Annotated in this window: 14 protein-coding genes; 6 read left to right on the forward strand and 8 right to left on the reverse strand. The window is 58.2% G+C overall.

Annotated features, from left to right (window positions below; genetic code table 11):
• Window positions 1-51: 51 nt before the first annotated feature.
• On the reverse strand, window positions 52-1,446 hold the full coding sequence (lpdA, locus tag ACR0NA_RS01520) for a dihydrolipoyl dehydrogenase (RefSeq protein WP_480725508.1): 1,395 nt from the start codon (window positions 1,444-1,446) through the stop codon (window positions 52-54).
• 226 nt (window positions 1,447-1,672) lie between these two features.
• Here lpdA and ACR0NA_RS01525 point away from each other — a divergent pair, with 226 nt between their 5' ends.
• On the forward strand, window positions 1,673-2,107 hold the full coding sequence (locus ACR0NA_RS01525) for a hypothetical protein (protein WP_480725510.1): 435 nt from the start codon (window positions 1,673-1,675) through the stop codon (window positions 2,105-2,107).
• Here the strand turns inward: ACR0NA_RS01525 and ACR0NA_RS01530 are convergent.
• The 4 genes from ACR0NA_RS01530 to ACR0NA_RS01545 all read right to left on the reverse strand — a co-directional run bounded on the left by ACR0NA_RS01530 (window position 2,104) and on the right by ACR0NA_RS01545 (window position 8,635).
• A complete protein-coding gene (locus tag ACR0NA_RS01530) occupies window positions 2,104-2,682 on the reverse strand; it encodes a DUF924 family protein (protein WP_480725513.1) in 579 nt (192 codons plus the stop codon). The two genes, ACR0NA_RS01525 and ACR0NA_RS01530, sit on opposite strands and share 4 nt — an antisense overlap.
• Window positions 2,683-2,790: 108 nt before the next feature.
• Window positions 2,791-4,062, reverse strand: coding sequence for an MFS transporter (locus ACR0NA_RS01535; protein ID WP_480725515.1), 1,272 nt, complete (start codon window positions 4,060-4,062; stop codon window positions 2,791-2,793).
• A gap of 107 nt (window positions 4,063-4,169) precedes the next feature.
• Entirely contained in the window at window positions 4,170-5,216 is a 1,047-nt protein-coding gene (gene queA / locus ACR0NA_RS01540; protein WP_480725518.1) for a tRNA preQ1(34) S-adenosylmethionine ribosyltransferase-isomerase QueA, read from the reverse strand.
• Window positions 5,217-5,260: 44 nt separating this feature from the next.
• On the reverse strand, window positions 5,261-8,635 hold the full coding sequence (locus tag ACR0NA_RS01545; RefSeq protein ID WP_480725520.1) for a YhdP family protein: 3,375 nt from the start codon (window positions 8,633-8,635) through the stop codon (window positions 5,261-5,263).
• A gap of 81 nt (window positions 8,636-8,716) precedes the next feature.
• On the opposite strand from ACR0NA_RS01545, the gene ACR0NA_RS01550 reads away from it, so the two are divergent.
• The 5 genes from ACR0NA_RS01550 to aqpZ all read left to right on the forward strand — a co-directional run bounded on the left by ACR0NA_RS01550 (window position 8,717) and on the right by aqpZ (window position 12,963).
• On the forward strand, window positions 8,717-9,178 hold the full coding sequence (locus ACR0NA_RS01550; protein WP_480725522.1) for a peroxiredoxin: 462 nt from the start codon (window positions 8,717-8,719) through the stop codon (window positions 9,176-9,178).
• Window positions 9,179-9,270: 92 nt separating this feature from the next.
• A complete protein-coding gene (locus ACR0NA_RS01555) occupies window positions 9,271-10,089 on the forward strand; it encodes a ferritin-like domain-containing protein (RefSeq protein WP_480725985.1) in 819 nt (272 codons plus the stop codon).
• A 186-nt stretch (window positions 10,090-10,275) separates the two neighbouring features.
• The gene (locus ACR0NA_RS01560; protein WP_480725524.1) at window positions 10,276-11,604 is read left to right on the forward strand and encodes a DUF5930 domain-containing protein; all 1,329 of its coding nucleotides are present in this window, start codon (window positions 10,276-10,278) and stop codon (window positions 11,602-11,604) included.
• Entirely contained in the window at window positions 11,594-12,103 is a 510-nt protein-coding gene (locus tag ACR0NA_RS01565; protein ID WP_170651974.1) for a polymer-forming cytoskeletal protein, read from the forward strand. Before ACR0NA_RS01560 ends, ACR0NA_RS01565 begins: the two co-directional genes overlap by 11 nt.
• A 170-nt stretch (window positions 12,104-12,273) precedes the next feature.
• Entirely contained in the window at window positions 12,274-12,963 is a 690-nt protein-coding gene (gene aqpZ, locus ACR0NA_RS01570) for an aquaporin Z (protein WP_480725526.1), read from the forward strand.
• An 81-nt stretch (window positions 12,964-13,044) separates the two neighbouring features.
• Here the strand turns inward: aqpZ and ACR0NA_RS01575 are convergent, their stop codons facing one another.
• The 3 genes from ACR0NA_RS01575 to ACR0NA_RS01585 form a co-directional block, all read right to left on the reverse strand.
• A complete protein-coding gene (locus ACR0NA_RS01575; RefSeq protein WP_480725528.1) occupies window positions 13,045-14,274 on the reverse strand; it encodes an HlyD family secretion protein in 1,230 nt (409 codons plus the stop codon).
• The gene (locus tag ACR0NA_RS01580; RefSeq protein ID WP_480725530.1) at window positions 14,267-14,608 is read right to left on the reverse strand and encodes a hypothetical protein; all 342 of its coding nucleotides are present in this window, start codon (window positions 14,606-14,608) and stop codon (window positions 14,267-14,269) included. Before ACR0NA_RS01580 ends, ACR0NA_RS01575 begins: the two co-directional genes overlap by 8 nt.
• A 79-nt stretch (window positions 14,609-14,687) precedes the next feature.
• Entirely contained in the window at window positions 14,688-15,650 is a 963-nt protein-coding gene (locus ACR0NA_RS01585; protein ID WP_480725532.1) for a DUF3179 domain-containing protein, read from the reverse strand.
• Between the last annotated feature and the right edge of the window lie 27 nt (window positions 15,651-15,677).

A 15,677-nucleotide genomic window follows, 5' to 3' on the forward strand; every position in this document is an offset into this window, starting at 1 on the left:
GCCGAAGGCGACGGGGGCAGCGCCCCCCTCGCTGTTGTTCGAGCCTGAAAATCACATGTGGATTACACGCCCATAGGCATCCAGAACGCTTTCATGCATCATTTCGGACAGTGTCGGGTGCGGGAAGACCGTGTTCATCAGATCTTCCTCGGTGGTTTCCAGCTGACGCCCAACCACATAGCCCTGAATCAACTCAGTAACTTCGGCGCCGATCATATGCGCGCCCAACAACTCTCCGGTCTTGGCGTCGAAGACAGTTTTGACCAGCCCTTCGGGCTCACCCAGCGCAATCGCCTTGCCATTCCCGATAAAGGGGAAACGACCCACCTTGACGTCATAGCCCAGCTCCTTGGCTTTGGCCTCGGAATAGCCCACCGACGCCACCTGAGGCTGGCAGTATGTACATCCCGCAATGCTTTCCGGTTTTACGGGATGCGCATGTTTGCCGGCGATCAGGTCGGCCACCATCACACCTTCATGTGACGCCTTGTGCGCCAGCCACGGCGCTCCGGCGATATCGCCGATGGCATAGACGCCTTCGACACCGGTGCGGCAGAACTCATCAGTCACAACATGGGTCCGGTCGATTTTGACACCGAGCGCCTCGAGCCCAAGGTTTTCGACATTGCCCACAATACCAACCGCGGAAATCACCGTGTCAAAGTCGTGCTTTTCCACTTTGCCCTTGACCTCAATATGGGCGGTTACCTTGCCCTTACCGCGATCCAGTTGCTTGACCATCGCCTTTTCCATGATGGTCATACCCTGTTTGGTGAACGCTTTTTTGGCGAAGGCACTGATCTCGGCGTCTTCGACCGGCAGAACGCGGTCCATCACTTCGACCACGGTCGTATCCGCACCCAGAGTATTGTAAAAGCTGGCGAATTCGATGCCGATCGCGCCCGAACCGATAACCAGCAGTTTCTTGGGCATACGAGGCGGTTGCAGCGCATGCTTGTAGGTCCAGACCAGATCGCCGTCAGCCTCAAGCCCCGGAAGTTCACGGGCGCGGGCCCCTGTGGCGACGATGATGTTCTTTGCCGTCAACTCTTCGGCGCCCTTGTCTGTCTTGACGCTGACCTTGCCTTTGGCGGGGATCGTTGCCTCCCCCATAAAGACGGTAACCTTGTTCTTTTTCAGAAGGTGACCGATACCGCCGGACAGCTGGGCCGCGACCCCGCGAGAACGCTTTACCACCGCGTCCAGATCATAACCGACCTTGTCCGCCTTCAGGCCAAAATCCTTGGCGCGTTCCATCAGATGAAAAACCTCGGACGAGCGCAAAAGCGCTTTGGTCGGGATGCAGCCCCAGTTCAGACAGATGCCGCCCAGATGCTCACGCTCGACCACGGCCGTCTTAAGGCCCAGCTGCGCACCGCGAATGGCCGCCACATAGCCGCCCGGCCCTGCGCCGATTACGATCAGATCAAAGGATTGTGCAGCCATGTATACCTCGCGGCGCAGATCGGTTGAAAAAACTAGTTTACCATTAAACTACTTTCTAAAACGCATCAATACACTTGGCCCGCGACAAAAGCGACGCTGGGTCAAGTGGGATATATTGCGCATGTTTCAGCCTATACGCGGCCCGGGTCATTGGCTAGAACGTATGTGGTGGCCGCGCCCTATGTGCGGAAATACATTTATCTGGAAGTGATTTGAAAGGCTTGTCATGGCCAAGACTCTTAAGGACCTGATACTCGCCCTGCTGAATGCGACGCTGATCCTGTTGGCAGTTTGTCTGTTTCTGGGGTGGAAACTTGCTACGACAGTCGAAGGAATCACGACTAAATTCGCGGACAACCTGCAACTGGTTGCCCCGCTTCGCGAAGAAGCCCAGGGCATTCGCGGGGAACTGACGGCCTTGAGAAGTTCTTTAACCACGCTGAGCAGTGGTGACGGCACACTCGATACCGCCGAGATACAGCGAATAAACGCATTGATCGACAAGCTTGATGGCATCGAACAGAGGCTTGCGACAACTCAGACCAGATTGGGCGAACTTGCAGACTCGCCGGAAACACTGATCAACCACGCCATCGACAAGACTGCAGACACGGTTACTGACCGCATCACTGCCATCCGGGGTTGTGTGCCCGAAACCTAAAGAACCGCCTGCAACTCGCGCATGGTCTGGCCATAGCCGCCGCTGCTGACATACGCCGCTTCCTGCGCCGTGTTCTCACGATGCAGCGCCTCGTTCCGGTATGGGAACCGCCCGAACTGACGAATGATCTCACGATGCGCACGGGCGTGCAAAAGGTTGCTTGCACCAAACTCCGGCATCCGCTGGCACATCAGCCGCACACAGCGTTCCTGATCACACAGGCTTTCTGAATGCATCATCGGCAGATAAAAGAACTGCCGCGCCGGTTCATCGATCCTCAGATCCCAACCCTTGTCGACAGCACATTTTGCTGCTGCCAGTGCTGCACGATCCGACGCAAACGCTTGGCTGCTACCCCGGAACATGTTGCGGGGCAACTGATCCATAAGAATGATATATGCCAGAGCGCCGCTGGGATACGTCAGCCAGAGCGAAAATCTGCCCTCGCAAGCGGCTTGCCATGTTGTGAGGAAACGATCCCGGATCTGCGCATCAAGCGCTTCATCTTCCAGATACCACCCCTCGGGACCAACTTCATCTAACCAAAAACTAAGTACTTCTTCAGGACCAACCATTGCCCTTGCTCCGTAATTTGCCCTCCCCAGGGACGTAAGGTCATTTAAATCTGTTTTACAGAATTGTTACAGTAACATATTGCAACATTTGCGACACAAATCCAAGTATTACGCGACTTCTTGCGCATCCTTCTCTTCCTGATCGGCCTCGATGGCTACTTCCTGGGCCACTTCAAGGGCAACCGGTGAGGCGGTTGGATAGACAGGTGCCATGGTACCGGTCTCATCCACAGGCACCGACGCACGCTGTGTCATCCGGTATAGCGCATAGACGGCCATCAGGAACAAAAGCGCCGCAATAAACAGAAAGAAACCCTGCGGGCCGAACACTGCATCGCCCATCAGCCAACCGGTAATCACCGGGCCGGCGATCGCGCCCAACCCGTTGATGAACACCAGCCCTCCGGACGCGGCGGCCATGTCCTCGTGATCCAAATAGTCGTTAGTATAGGCAATCAGCAGTGAATACAAAGGGTTCGACATGCCTCCAATGGCAAAGGCAGACATCAGCAGAACCGGAAATGTGACGCCAAATGCCATTCCCGCGAAGGCACCAAGCCCGCCCACCACGGCAACAAACATGATCAGAAAACGCCGATCCATCCGGTCGGAAAACCAGCCCAGAGGGTATTGCAGTATGACCGCGCCGACATAGAAGGACGCAACAAACATCGAGATCTCCGCCAGCGACAATCCTGTCCGGGCGCCGTAAACCGCCGCCATGCCGAACTGGGCAGAGAAGACGCCCCCCAACAAAAACATGCCAACACATCCCAACGGCGACGTTTCCATCAGCTTGCGCAATGTCATTGGCTTTGTCGTATCGAATGCAGGCGTCGGAGAAATCGATAGAAGAATTGGCGCAAAAGATACGGAAACAAGGATCGAAGCGATCACGAAGGTCTCATAGCCAGCTGGATCTCCGACCAGCAGCAATGCCTGCGCGCTGACAATCCCGGTCATCTGCACGATCATATAGAGCGAAAGCGCCTGACCACGATTTTCATTGCTGGCCGCGTTGTTCAGCCAACTTTCGGCCGTCACATAAACGCCGGAAAAGCAGAACCCGATGATCACACGCCCGAGGGACCAGGCAATCGGATCGGTCAGCATCGGATACATGATCATCACGGCGGAAATGAACGAGGCCAGCGCAGCAAAGACCCGCACATGGCCGACCCGCCGGATCATCTCGGGCGCCAGACGGGACCCGCCGAGGAAGCCGACAAAATAGGCCGACATCACAAAAGACATCTGAAAGGTCGAAAAACCCTCGATCTCACCCCGGACGCCCAACAGTGTGCCCTGAAGACCGTTGCCGACCATCAGCAAACCCATACCGAGCAGAAGCGCCCATGCGCTGGATAGAACCTGAAGCATCGGGGGCCTCCGTAAGCCGTCGAGGTGTGTGTATTTCTGCGATCAAATAATGTCCTGATCGCGCTTGTCTACGACATTGAAAGGATTCGGTCAGGAAAACGCGCCACTCAGGGGATCAAAAGCGACGCGTCACCATATGAAAAGAAACGATACCTTTCAGCGACTGCGTGGGCATAGATATCGCGCACTCGCGTCTGTCCCATCAGTGCCGAAACCAGCATCAGAAGCGTCGATTTGGGTAGATGGAAATTCGTCATTAGCGCGTCGGCGACCTGAAATTCGAACCCGGGGTAGATGAAAATATCAGTCTCCCCCTCCCAAGGGGCAATTTCGCCCCCGCGTGCCGCACTTTCGATCAGGCGCAAGGCGGTTGTCCCCACCGGAATGACACGCCCGCCTGCCGCTTTGGTTGCTTGGATTTCAGCAACTGCCTGATCGCTAACCCTGCCCCATTCGGCATGCATCCTGTGGGTTGTCACGTCTTCGACCTTGACCGGCAGAAACGTCCCTGCCCCGACATGCAGCGTGACGTGGCTGAACTCCACCCCCTTGCAGGCAAGGGCACCCATCAGCGCATCATCAAAATGCAGCGACGCGGTGGGGGCGGCAACGGCGCCCGAGTGGCGCGCCCAAATCGTCTGGTAATCGGTTTTATCCTGCTCGTCGGCGGGTCTTTTCGCAGCGATGTAAGGCGGCAGCGGCATCGCCCCCGCGTCCTCAAGTGCCGCATCAAAATCGTCACCTGTCAGATTGAAACGTAGAAATGCCTGACCATCGTCGACCCGATCCAGCGTCGCAGTCAGACGATCCGAGAAAACAATGTCCTCGCCCGGCTTTACCTTTTTAAGCGGTTTGATCAGCGCGGCCCAGGTTCCATCGGCCTGCGGGTCCAACAACGTGGCCTCGATCGCGGCGGAAACCGCCCCTTGCGCGGATTGCCTATGGCGGCGACCACTCAGCCGCGCAGGGATCACGCGGGTATCGTTCAGAACCAGCCTGTCCCCCGGACGCAGCCAATCCGGCAGATCAAGAACACGGGCATCGGAAATCGCATCGCCCTGCGCCACCAACAACCGCGCGGATGAACGCGGGTTTGCCGGTCGCGTGGCAATCAGGTCTTCCGGCAGGTTAAAATCGAAATCGCTGAGTTTCATGCGCGCGCCTTACACCCTGCGATCAGAATTGGCCATAAACAGAATTACCTGTCGCCTGACTCGGATTCAAACGACCGTTGCGACTGCGGTGTTTCGGGCAGCACAATGTTTTGCCCGCCCTGCACCTTTGGCGCGGGCGAACGCATCAGATCTCTCAGAAACAGCGGCGCAAGTCCTGAAATCGGGTTCACGGACACCTTGGGCGATCTGAGTGGACCCTTCAATGTATAGTTAAAGGCGAATATCCCCTCTCCCTTGCGGGTAAACACACTGCCGATAGCGTTGACCAGATACAGCGGAGAAATCGCGCCCTGCAGATCCAGCAATCCGCGTTCTGTATCGACCCGCCCGTCAAAGGACAGCCCCATCGAAGGACCGGCGGCGCTGCCGCTCAGAACCGTTACCTGCGTTGGTGAGATACGCATCTGGCTTTCGATGGAGCTGAAGAAAATACCCTGCCCCGACAACTCGTCCAACAACCCGACCAGACTGATGGCGTCCAGCAAGGCAGCCATCGCCGGGGCGTCCCGAACATGTGTATTGGTAATTTTCAAACCCGCATCGTAGTTCCCCGGAGAGCCCACCGGCTCCAGCTGGAACTGCAATGTGCCGCCACGCACCTGCGTAATCAGGCCTGCTGATTTCAAAACCGCGCCGGCATTGTCCGAGCGCAGGGTCACCCCGCTGCGTGGGCCGCGCGAAACAACCTGCCCTGAAACGGCAGCGCCACCATTGACGAATGCCGTGAAATTCCCCGCCAGCCCGCCGGTGGTCGTAAAATTGCCCCGCAATCCTGTCAGGGCGATTGTTTCCGTTATCTGCAACCTGTCCAGAACCACATTCAGGGCAGGCCCAGCGCCCGCGCTGCCTCCGCCGCCACCGCTGCCAAAGGTCGACTTCTGCAGGTTCAATACACCGCCGAGGATGCGTATGTCCGGAATGGCCTTACCGCTTTCAATCAACTGCGCCGGTACCGCCAGCCAGTTGCCCAGCTCAAACGAGCTGAAACTGACGCGATCCAGTTGCTGGTTGGCCTTGAACGAGATCGTCGCATTGGCCCGCAAACCGGCAGCGTCTATCTTTAGCACGTCCACACGCATCTGTTTGCCAAGTGTCGCTTCGGCCGTCAGGCTGCCGCTGGTCCCGGCACTTTTTCCCCAGCCCAACTCGGGTATTGCTAGGCGCACGCCAACCAGATCGGATTTTGCCGTCAACTTTGGTGGTGCGCCTGCGCCCAATGTCACTGTGAAATCCGCTTCGCCCTGTCCCGATATCGCATCATCCGGCAGTCCGGCGCGAATTTCCTTCATCAGCTGCCGGGACAACTCGATCTTCCCGGTCAGCTCGCTGCGTTCCGGTTCTTTCCCCCCGATGGGCTGACGCCAAGTTGCCCGCACCGGAACGGCACCGAAGAAACCATCCCCTGTTATCGTCACCTGCGTGTGGTCGCCGCTGACATTCAGCCTCTGGGCGCTGACATTCACGCCCGGAACCAGTTTGTCGCTGTTCACATCACTCAGATCACCGACAAAGTGAAACTCCATATCGTCCAGCATCACCTTGTCTTTCAGCGGCAGTGCCAAAGTGCCCTGTAAACTCACATTACCCTTAGCAAGGTCCACGGGCAGCCCGGCCTTGGTCATGATCTCCAACGGGGGTCTGTCCAGCAAAGACAGCGCGGCGGTTGCGCTTCCGTTCGCCCGGATACGGGCGATACCCGGCGCCGATTTCTTGATGCTAATATCTGGAATGATGAAGGACGTGCCCGAAGCGTCAACCGGCCCACCCTCATCAGGATTGACCACACCGCGCCGCGCTGTCACCGAGAACCTCTGACCAACAAGGCTTGCCTGTCCTTGCGCGTTTTCAATCGGCGGCAATGTCTTGGCAAATTTGATCTTTGCCTTGTCAAAATCGAAATCAGCATAGATGTCCGGCTTTTCTCCGGGTTGAACCCTGAAGGCCAGATCAAGATCGGACAGTGTGCCCTCGGTCAGGTTCTCTGTAACCCATTCGCGCGGCTTGTCAGCCACCGCTTCAGGCCAGTAACCCAACAACTGCCCGGGCGTCATCCTGTCAATCGATGCATCCACTGCAACGTCCCAACCTTCGGACGAACCCGTCATGTCGCCTGACACCATCAATCGCGTGTCCCCATGTTCGACCGTCATCTGGCCCAGTTGCAAACGGAACGGAGCCAGCTTCATCTGGAAATCCACCGTTGCCCGCGATAATTCCAGTGGCTGCGGGAACAGATCCTCGGGGTTCACTTTTATGCCGGACAGAACGAACTGGGCCGACAGGTTTTCAAGCGCGCCATTTTCGACGCCCTGCAAAAACGCTTTGCCTTCGGCACGGACGGTTCCCCATTCCGAGACGATCGAAACCTCATTGAAATCCAGCGCCTGCTGTCGGGGTTCGTAGGTGAAATAGGTGCGCGCGGATTCGAACGGTATTGGCCGCGTTTCCGGATTGGGCTGAACTGCACCGGCGCCCAGATTGAGCGTCGCAAACACCGCACCCAACGTGCCCTGCGCGTCGATGCTGCCCCGCAATGCGCCCGAAATCGGAGTTCTTAGAACCTGCAGCCATGCCATTGCCGGACTCTGTCCCGCGATATCCTCGGCTGGCAGGTCGGTAACCGTAACGCCAAATTTCGCCGCAGGTGAACCAAGCGTGCTGGTGTAGTTCGCCTCGATCGAACTGACATAATCCCGCCCCCCCAGAACGGAAAAGCCGGTGGCCAGCCGAACCTCATACTCACTGCGTGTTGCCTGGATATGCCCCCCGTCAAAGGTCCAGCTTCGCCCTTGTCGAAGATCGCGATAATCTAGGGTGATGCCGCTAATCTCGACTGAGGTCATGGCCGAAAGTGCCGGAGACAGAAAAACCTGATCTGACTGTTCGATCAACTGGGCAAGGTTGGGCGCCTGCCGGACCGGAGCACTCTCGGATCCGACGGTCAGAGACAGCGATCCGGTCTCATCCCGCACCAGACTGACCAATGCCCCCCTCAGCATGATGCGCTTGGGCCTGACATGGCCGCGCAACAGTGGACGCATCGCAAGGCTGGCGCGCATGTCCGCCACTTCGGCAATCTGGCGGCCGTCTGCATCGCTGACGGTCACATCCGTCAGGCGCAAACGCGGCCGCCACCCCTCGTGGATGATGAAACTCACGTCGCCAAACCGGATCTGCAACCCGCCCAGCGCCCGTTCAAGCCGCGCCTCAACGCGATCCTTCAGCCAGACCGGCGCGTGCATGGTCTGGCCGACGACCATAAGGGCGGTAAAACCAGCCAAAAGAACCAACAGGAACAGCCCCCGCATGGCCCATAACCCGGCTCTGCGGCGACGCGAACGCTTAGGGCGGGGTTTTTCCCCTGCCTTTTCAACATCTTCCTTGATCTGTTGGGCCAATTTGCCTCTTGCGCCTTTCAACTTGCCCGCACCGCAATATTATGCCGGGCATCAGTTCTCACATTCCGCCGGAGAGGCCTCATGCCCGAAATTTCCGAACCCGCCCCTAATTTTACCCTGCCCCGCGATGGTGGTGGCGAAGTCACCCTTACCGATCTGCGTGGCAGCATAGTCGTTTTGTTCTTTTATCCCCGCGATGATACCCCGGGCTGCACAAAGGAATCCATTGGTTTCTCGGAACAACTTCAGGCTTTTGCAGCGGCGGGCGCTCAAGTTTTCGGGATTTCACGCGACACCGTCGCCAAACATGACAAGTTTGTCGCCAAACACAGCCTTACCACACCTCTCTTGTCCGACGCAGAATCCTCGGTTTGCGAAGACTATGGGGTCTGGGTGGAAAAGAACCTCTATGGCAAAAAGTCTATGGGGATCGAGCGCGCGACCTTCCTGATCGACGGCAATGGCGACATCTCCCGGATCTGGCGCAAGGTAAAGGTTCCCGGTCATGTGGACGAGGTCCTCGAAGCCGTCCGCGCGCTTTGATCACGCACCCTCGACCCCCGATATGATTCAGTTTATCTGCCCGGTTTGACCCAAAAGGATCGGAGTGCGCTGTGCCGAAAACCCTGACCGAAATGGCGACCGAAGTTCTGAACACCGGGGATGGGCGTGCGAAAACAACCCTGTCCCGGCAGCACGCGGCCGACTGGTTTGCATCCCGCAATGGCGACAGACCGCCTGTTGAGATCGGTACAGGGAACCCACCGCCTTACCCGGCCCGCCCTGAGCGTCCCGAGCTGTTGTCGCCCCGCGACGTTCCAAGGCGTCGCCCGGGGTCCGAAGCCGGGCGCATCGCCCTGTTGCACGCGGTCGCGCATATCGAACTGAATGCGGTGGACCTGCATTGGGACATCATTGCCCGGTTCGGGCACATCCCCATGCCCATCGGATTCTACGACGACTGGGTCAAATGCGCCGAAGAGGAATCCCGGCATTTTGAAATGGTCTGCGATTGTCTGGAGGCGATGGGCAGCCACTATGGCGCCCTGCCCGCACATGCGGGCATGTGGCGCGCGGCCGAAGACACGTCAGAGGACCTGATGGGCCGTCTGGCAGTAGTGCCAATGGTGCTGGAAGCACGCGGCCTGGACGTCACCCCCGGCATGATCGACATCTTCCGAAAAGCCAAAGCACAACAGGCTGTCGATGCGCTGGAAGTGATCTATGCCGAAGAGGTCGGGCATGTCGCCTACGGCTCAAAATGGTTCCATTTTCTGTGCGGTCGCGAGAATACGGACCCCAAGGACGCCTTTCATCAATTGGTGCGGCGTTACTTTCACGGCGCGCTCAAGCCACCCTTCAACGAAGAGAAGCGGGCCGAGGCGGGTTTGCCGCCCGATTTCTACTGGCCTCTGGCCGACGAGATGCCCCCGCCCGGTTCTGTTGCGGATTGACCGTTTATCAGCCGCACACCCGTGAAATCGGCAAGTTCCCGCTCATCTGGCGCATGAAATTTCCCGATGTGCGCGCGTTTCGGTCAACAAACTTGCCCCGAATCCGCACCGTCGTTATGCAAACGCTCCAAGAGCCGACGCACCACTCTCGTACGGTTCGGATCAGGGGATATAGAGGAAGGGCGCGTGCGAACACGTCTGGCAATAAAACTACACTCACTGCTCGAGCGGCACTTTCCGGAACGTAGAGTTTTCCTGAAATCTGATACCGACACCCGGTTCATCCGGCTACGGTCGGAAACGCAGGTTGTTGCGGTCGCGGGCGTCGCGCTGACGGTTGTCTGGACCATTGTCGCAACCGCCATCATCCTGATGGACAGCATCGGATCAGGAAACTTCCGGGAACAGGCCAAACGCGATCAAGCCACCTATCAGGAACGCCTGAACGTGCTGTCTGCCGAGCGGGACGCTCGTGCAGAAGAAGCTCTGGCTGCGCATGATCGATTCAACGCCGCTTTGGAGCAAATCTCGGCGATGCAGTCCGAATTGCTGAAATCGGAAAACCGCCGTCGTGAGCTTGAGACCGGGATCGAAGTCATCCAGACCACGCTGCGCGCTACGATGAAACAGCGCGAAGAATCGCGTGACGCGCTGGCCCAACTGCAGCAGGAAACCGGGGAAGACGCATCCATTCAGGTTGCCGCAGCAACCGCGCCGGTTCAGATGGCCTTTATGACCGACGCCTTGGCGCGAACCGCAAAAGAGCGGGACCAGATCGAATCCAACGCTCAGGACGCTCTGGACCAGCGCGCTGAGCTTGAGCTGGAAATCCAGTTGATGCGCGAGCGCAGCGACCAGATTTTCCGCCAGCTGGAAGAAGCCATGGCAATTTCGGTCGAGCCACTGGATAAAATGTTCCGTCAGGCTGGCATGCCGACGGATCGCATCATCGAAGAGGTTCGGCGCGGATATAGCGGTATGGGCGGTCCGCTGACCCCTTTATCGTTCAGCACACGCGGTGATGAGCCCACACCGGATGAAATTCGCGCAAACAACCTGCTGCATCAGATGGATCAACTGAACCTTTACCGCATTGCGGCGGAAAAGGCCCCGTTTGCCAGCCCGGTTCATTCCGCCGTTCGCTACACCAGCGGATACGGCTATCGGCGCGACCCGAAAACGGGTGGTCGGCGTATGCATAACGGGTCGGATTTCGCAGGCGCACACGGAACGGATATCTTCGCAACCGCCGACGGGGTTGTCTCTCATGCGGGCTGGCAATCGGGTTTTGGCAGGCTGGTCAAGATCCGGCACGCCTTCGGGATTGAGACACTTTATGCTCATAACACCAAGATCCGGGTCAAGGTCGGCCAAAGGGTCTCGCGCGGCGACCATATAGCTGATATGGGTAGCACCGGACGGTCGACCGGCACGCACCTGCACTACGAAGTACGCGTGAACGGAAAACCAGTGAATCCAATGACATACATTAAGGCTGCGAGAAATGTTTTCTAAGAGCAAAATCAACGAGCCCGCGTCCAAGACACCCGAAGCGGCCAAACCCGCCGCCCCGGCAACACCTGCGGCACCTGCACCCACCGAAACCAAAGCCAGCACACCGCCAAAGCCCAAGCCTCCGGCGTCGGTTCTGTCGTCTGATCTGCACATCACCGGCAACATCAAGACCACCGGCGATATTCAGGTTGAAGGCACGGTCGAAGGCGATATTCGCGCGCATCTGCTGACGATCGGTGAAACCGCGACCATCAAAGGCGAAGTCACTGCTGATGACGTGGTTGTAAATGGCCGTGTCGTTGGCCGTGTCCGTGGTCTCAAGGTACGCCTGACCTCTACCGCACGTGTCGAAGGCGACATCATCCACAAGACCATCGCAATTGAAAGCGGTGCGCATTTCGAGGGGTCGGTTCAACGTCAGGACGACCCGCTGAACCCCGGGCGCAGCGGTAAATCGGGGGCCAACCCGGCCGCTCAGACCGCCGAGGTCAGCCAGTAAGACAGGTACCACTCAGGCAGATAGGGCGCCGCAGGTTGATCCTGCGGCGCTTTTTTCTTGTGCGGCGCGGCGTTGAATTTGCAACGCCTCCATCCCTTCCGCGTTAACGATACTTTCAAAAAACATGTTTTGTGATTTACACTTAAGCCACATTTAAGGGAGGACTATTCATGCCATCACGACTAATGGCCGAGTTTCTTGGCACCTTTTGGCTGGTTTTGGGCGGCTGCGGCAGCGCCGTTTTGGCGGCGGGCGTCGCGGATGTCGGCATTGGCTGGCTGGGTGTGGCGTTTGCCTTTGGCCTGACCGTTCTGACAATGGCTTACGCCGTTGGCCACATCTCGGGCGGCCATTTCAACCCTGCGGTGAGTCTGGGCCTGATGATAGGCGGCCGTTTCGATGCCAAGGACCTGTTACCCTACTGGGTTGCCCAGGTCATCGGGGCGATTGCCGCAGCGGCTGTACTCTACCTGATCGTGTCAGGCGCACCGAGTTTTGAAAGCGTGGGCAGTTTTGCAACCAACGGATATGGCGAGGCCTCACCCGAGGGATATTCCCTAACATCGGCCTTGGTGATTGAAATAGTTCTGACCGCCTTTTTCATCCTGATCATTCTGGGCGCAACGTCTGACAGCGCCCCGGCTGGCTTTGCCCCGATCGCCATCGGTCTGGGACTGACACTGATCCACCTGATTTCCATTCCGGTGACAAACACGTCGGTCAATCCCGCCCGCTCGACCGGAGTGGCCCTGTTCGCTGAAGGTCCTGCTTTAGCGCAACTCTGGCTTTTCTGGGTAGCACCGTTGATCGGGGGCGCCATTGGCGGCGTGATCTGGAAAATACTGTCACCTGACGACTAGAACATCCCGGACAAACGTCCTTGAAAACCGTCACCGCCTGACTCTGGCGGTGACACCTGATCAGGTGAAACACACAAGTGGTCAGCCTGAAAAAACCAGAACTTTCACCGGCAGAATAATCGCCTGGCCACGAATGACGATGGCATTGGCGATCCCCATTCCGTCGACGATTTGCGTGACGAACGCCCGGAAGCCCGAGATTTCACCGCTTTCCCGCTGCGCCGCCCGATTGCTGTAGGCCACACCGACGCAAGCACTGCCTAAAGGAATATCCGCCACCTGCTCGGGATAGATCGGAGCCAGAAATGCGGTGACGGTGCCCGGGCGCACCCTGTCCTGCAGGTCCAGCAATGCGTCGCCCGGACGAAATTGTCCGGCAGCTATCGCGCCCTGCAACTCTTCCACAACCATCGGGATCACGGACAGGGGTTTGGATGCACATGTAATCTCTACCAACATGCCCGTCTGCAATATGTTTGCCGAGATCTGACCAAACGCCGCTACAAAACGCCCCTCGCCCGTGGTCTCGGGCACAAGAACACCGGCGGGCCGCAGAATGGGATTGACGATATCCCCCGGTTTCAGAAGGAACTGTTTGACCGTGCCATCAACGCTGGCGAACACGGTGGATTTCGCGATCTCGTTTTCCGCCTCGGACAGCACCGCCATTGCCGTACTCCGCTGTGCGGGCAACACCCGCGAAAGCCGCGCTTTGACCGTCTCCAGCCCGGCAAGCGCCGCCTCACGCTGCGCCTCGGCCCGGGCGACAGCCGTGCGCAATCTCTCAAGCTCCTGCTGGCTGACGACTGCGGAATTCCGTTCAGCTATCTCCTGCCGCCGCTCCAGATCATCAACCGCCTGTGACAACTCGGCGTCGATTGAGGCCAGTTGCGCCTCTGCCCCCGCGATCTCGGCATCGCCCAGCTCAATTGCCGCATCTATTTCCGCGATGCGGCGGCGTGCGGTTTCGGCGGCCCCCTCCTGCCGCGAGGTATCCAACCGGAAAATCGCGTCACCTGCCCGGACTGCATCATTGTTGCCGACATAGACCTCGGCCACTCGCCCGGCCCTGTCGGACAGAACCGTGACCGTGCGAAACGCAGCCGAGACGTTCTTGGTTGTCGGGTGGAACAGAAAGATCACGGTGATCAGAGCAATGGCCAGAATAGCGCACCCGGTCAAACCCCAGCGCAATTCATACCAGACATTGAACAAGGTGATCTCGTGCCCGATCCGCTTTCCCTGCTTGTAGCGGCGATACAGATAGTCAGGCAGAATGGTTATTAGGGCCGAGAAGATAAGCTCAATCATCCCCGGTATCCCCAGTATCCATTTCAGGTTTCAGCCCGGGAAACACCTCATGCAGCGGAACGGCGGCGATCAGGATTGCGGCGACCCAGAAGGCGTTGTTCAGCGAAAACAATGAAATCAGCCCCAATATGCCGACAACCTGCATCTGGATCTTATGTGCCCCTGCGGCCATCCGATCCGGTATCGCCTGAACCGTGAAATAAAGCGCGCCAAAGCCCAGCAGGATAAGCGCCAGCACCAGCCCGATAACCAGCATGAACCCATCTGTTTCACCCGGTGCGGTGACCCAGAACGGTAATCTTTCCATGGCTTCCGGCGAGAGTTGGCCCGACATGGCTTCCTCGGCTCCATATGCGCAATTTTGAATTAGAGCCGGTTTTCTCTGAAAAATCAATAAAGTCGGTCTGACAGGGTCAGTTACCCATCATCCACTGCCCGTCTGGCCAGAAAGCATGAAAGGCAAATGCAAACATCACGTCGTGGGTGACATTCTGGCCCTTGGCGTTGCGGACCCGGATGGAACCCACATCGCGCCCTTTGCCAACGCGACCTGCATCAAGCGCCGATGCCTGCCCCGGCAGCCAGCTGATCGTCACACCGGCCTCTGTCACGACTCCCACGTCGCTGAGCCGGGACATGGGCCACGCCCTCTCACCCACGCGAACGACACGCTCCAGGGGATGAACACCGTGCGGGGGCATCTCTCCCGAATACAGGAACGGACGGCGTGAGGTATCGTAACCGCGATACGGGTTGCGGCCATAGTCGCGGTTGTGCGCAGGCTCGGCCATCACCAGACCACTGGGATTGCGGCCACGAAACTCGGCCCAGCTTTCCATCCAGACCGGTAATGCCTTTAACTGCGTACCCGTCAGACGACCCACAATCGCCTCACCCGTTGCCTGCTGCCACCAGCTTTGGGTTTCCCGGTCATACATCACCATGTCCGAGTTGCGCAGCTTGCCGGAAACGCCAAAGGTCAGAACGCCGCGCGGCGTGCGGCGGTCAAATACGATGGCCGAGTTGCACAGCGGGCAATAGGTCACGGCAACCGGCTTGTTGCCGATCCGGTCGTTCACGATCTCGTGCCACATGAGATAACGGATCGGATAAGCGCGGGGCGTCTGACCGCTCAGCTCCACCGTTATGACCGCTTCTGCTTTTGCAAGGCCGGATTTGCCAGAGGCACGAACGAACTTTGGATCGCTTAATGCAGGAATGCCATCTTTTGGCGGGCCGCCTGATTGGATCTCTGCCCAGCTATGAATGGTGGTCTTTCCAAAGTCCGTATCCGGCCACTCACCCCGCCAGGCCCCGGGATTGGCCTGCGCGGACACAGCCAACAGGATCAGCGCGACTGCAAAGATGATGCGCATAGTTTGCTCCGACTTCGCGGGCTATCG

The sequence above is a fragment of the Ruegeria sp. C11 genome, from assembly GCF_056537725.1.

Coding starts and splice junctions, on each gene's coding strand:
- ACR0NA_RS01555 (WP_480725985.1), top strand. CDS start 9,271: ATGGCGACCGAAGTTCTGAACACCGGGGATGGGCGTGCGAAAACAACC.
- ACR0NA_RS01530 (WP_480725513.1), bottom strand. CDS start 2,682: ATGGTTGGTCCTGAAGAAGTACTTAGTTTTTGGTTAGATGAAGTTGGT.
- queA (WP_480725518.1), bottom strand. CDS start 5,216: ATGAAACTCAGCGATTTCGATTTTAACCTGCCGGAAGACCTGATTGCC.
- lpdA (WP_480725508.1), bottom strand. CDS start 1,446: ATGGCTGCACAATCCTTTGATCTGATCGTAATCGGCGCAGGGCCGGGC.
- ACR0NA_RS01580 (WP_480725530.1), bottom strand. CDS start 14,608: ATGTCGGGCCAACTCTCGCCGGAAGCCATGGAAAGATTACCGTTCTGG.
- ACR0NA_RS01585 (WP_480725532.1), bottom strand. CDS start 15,650: ATGCGCATCATCTTTGCAGTCGCGCTGATCCTGTTGGCTGTGTCCGCG.
- aqpZ (WP_480725526.1), top strand. CDS start 12,274: ATGCCATCACGACTAATGGCCGAGTTTCTTGGCACCTTTTGGCTGGTT.
- ACR0NA_RS01525 (WP_480725510.1), top strand. CDS start 1,673: ATGGCCAAGACTCTTAAGGACCTGATACTCGCCCTGCTGAATGCGACG.
- ACR0NA_RS01565 (WP_170651974.1), top strand. CDS start 11,594: ATGTTTTCTAAGAGCAAAATCAACGAGCCCGCGTCCAAGACACCCGAA.
- ACR0NA_RS01535 (WP_480725515.1), bottom strand. CDS start 4,062: ATGCTTCAGGTTCTATCCAGCGCATGGGCGCTTCTGCTCGGTATGGGT.
- ACR0NA_RS01575 (WP_480725528.1), bottom strand. CDS start 14,274: ATGATTGAGCTTATCTTCTCGGCCCTAATAACCATTCTGCCTGACTAT.
- ACR0NA_RS01550 (WP_480725522.1), top strand. CDS start 8,717: ATGCCCGAAATTTCCGAACCCGCCCCTAATTTTACCCTGCCCCGCGAT.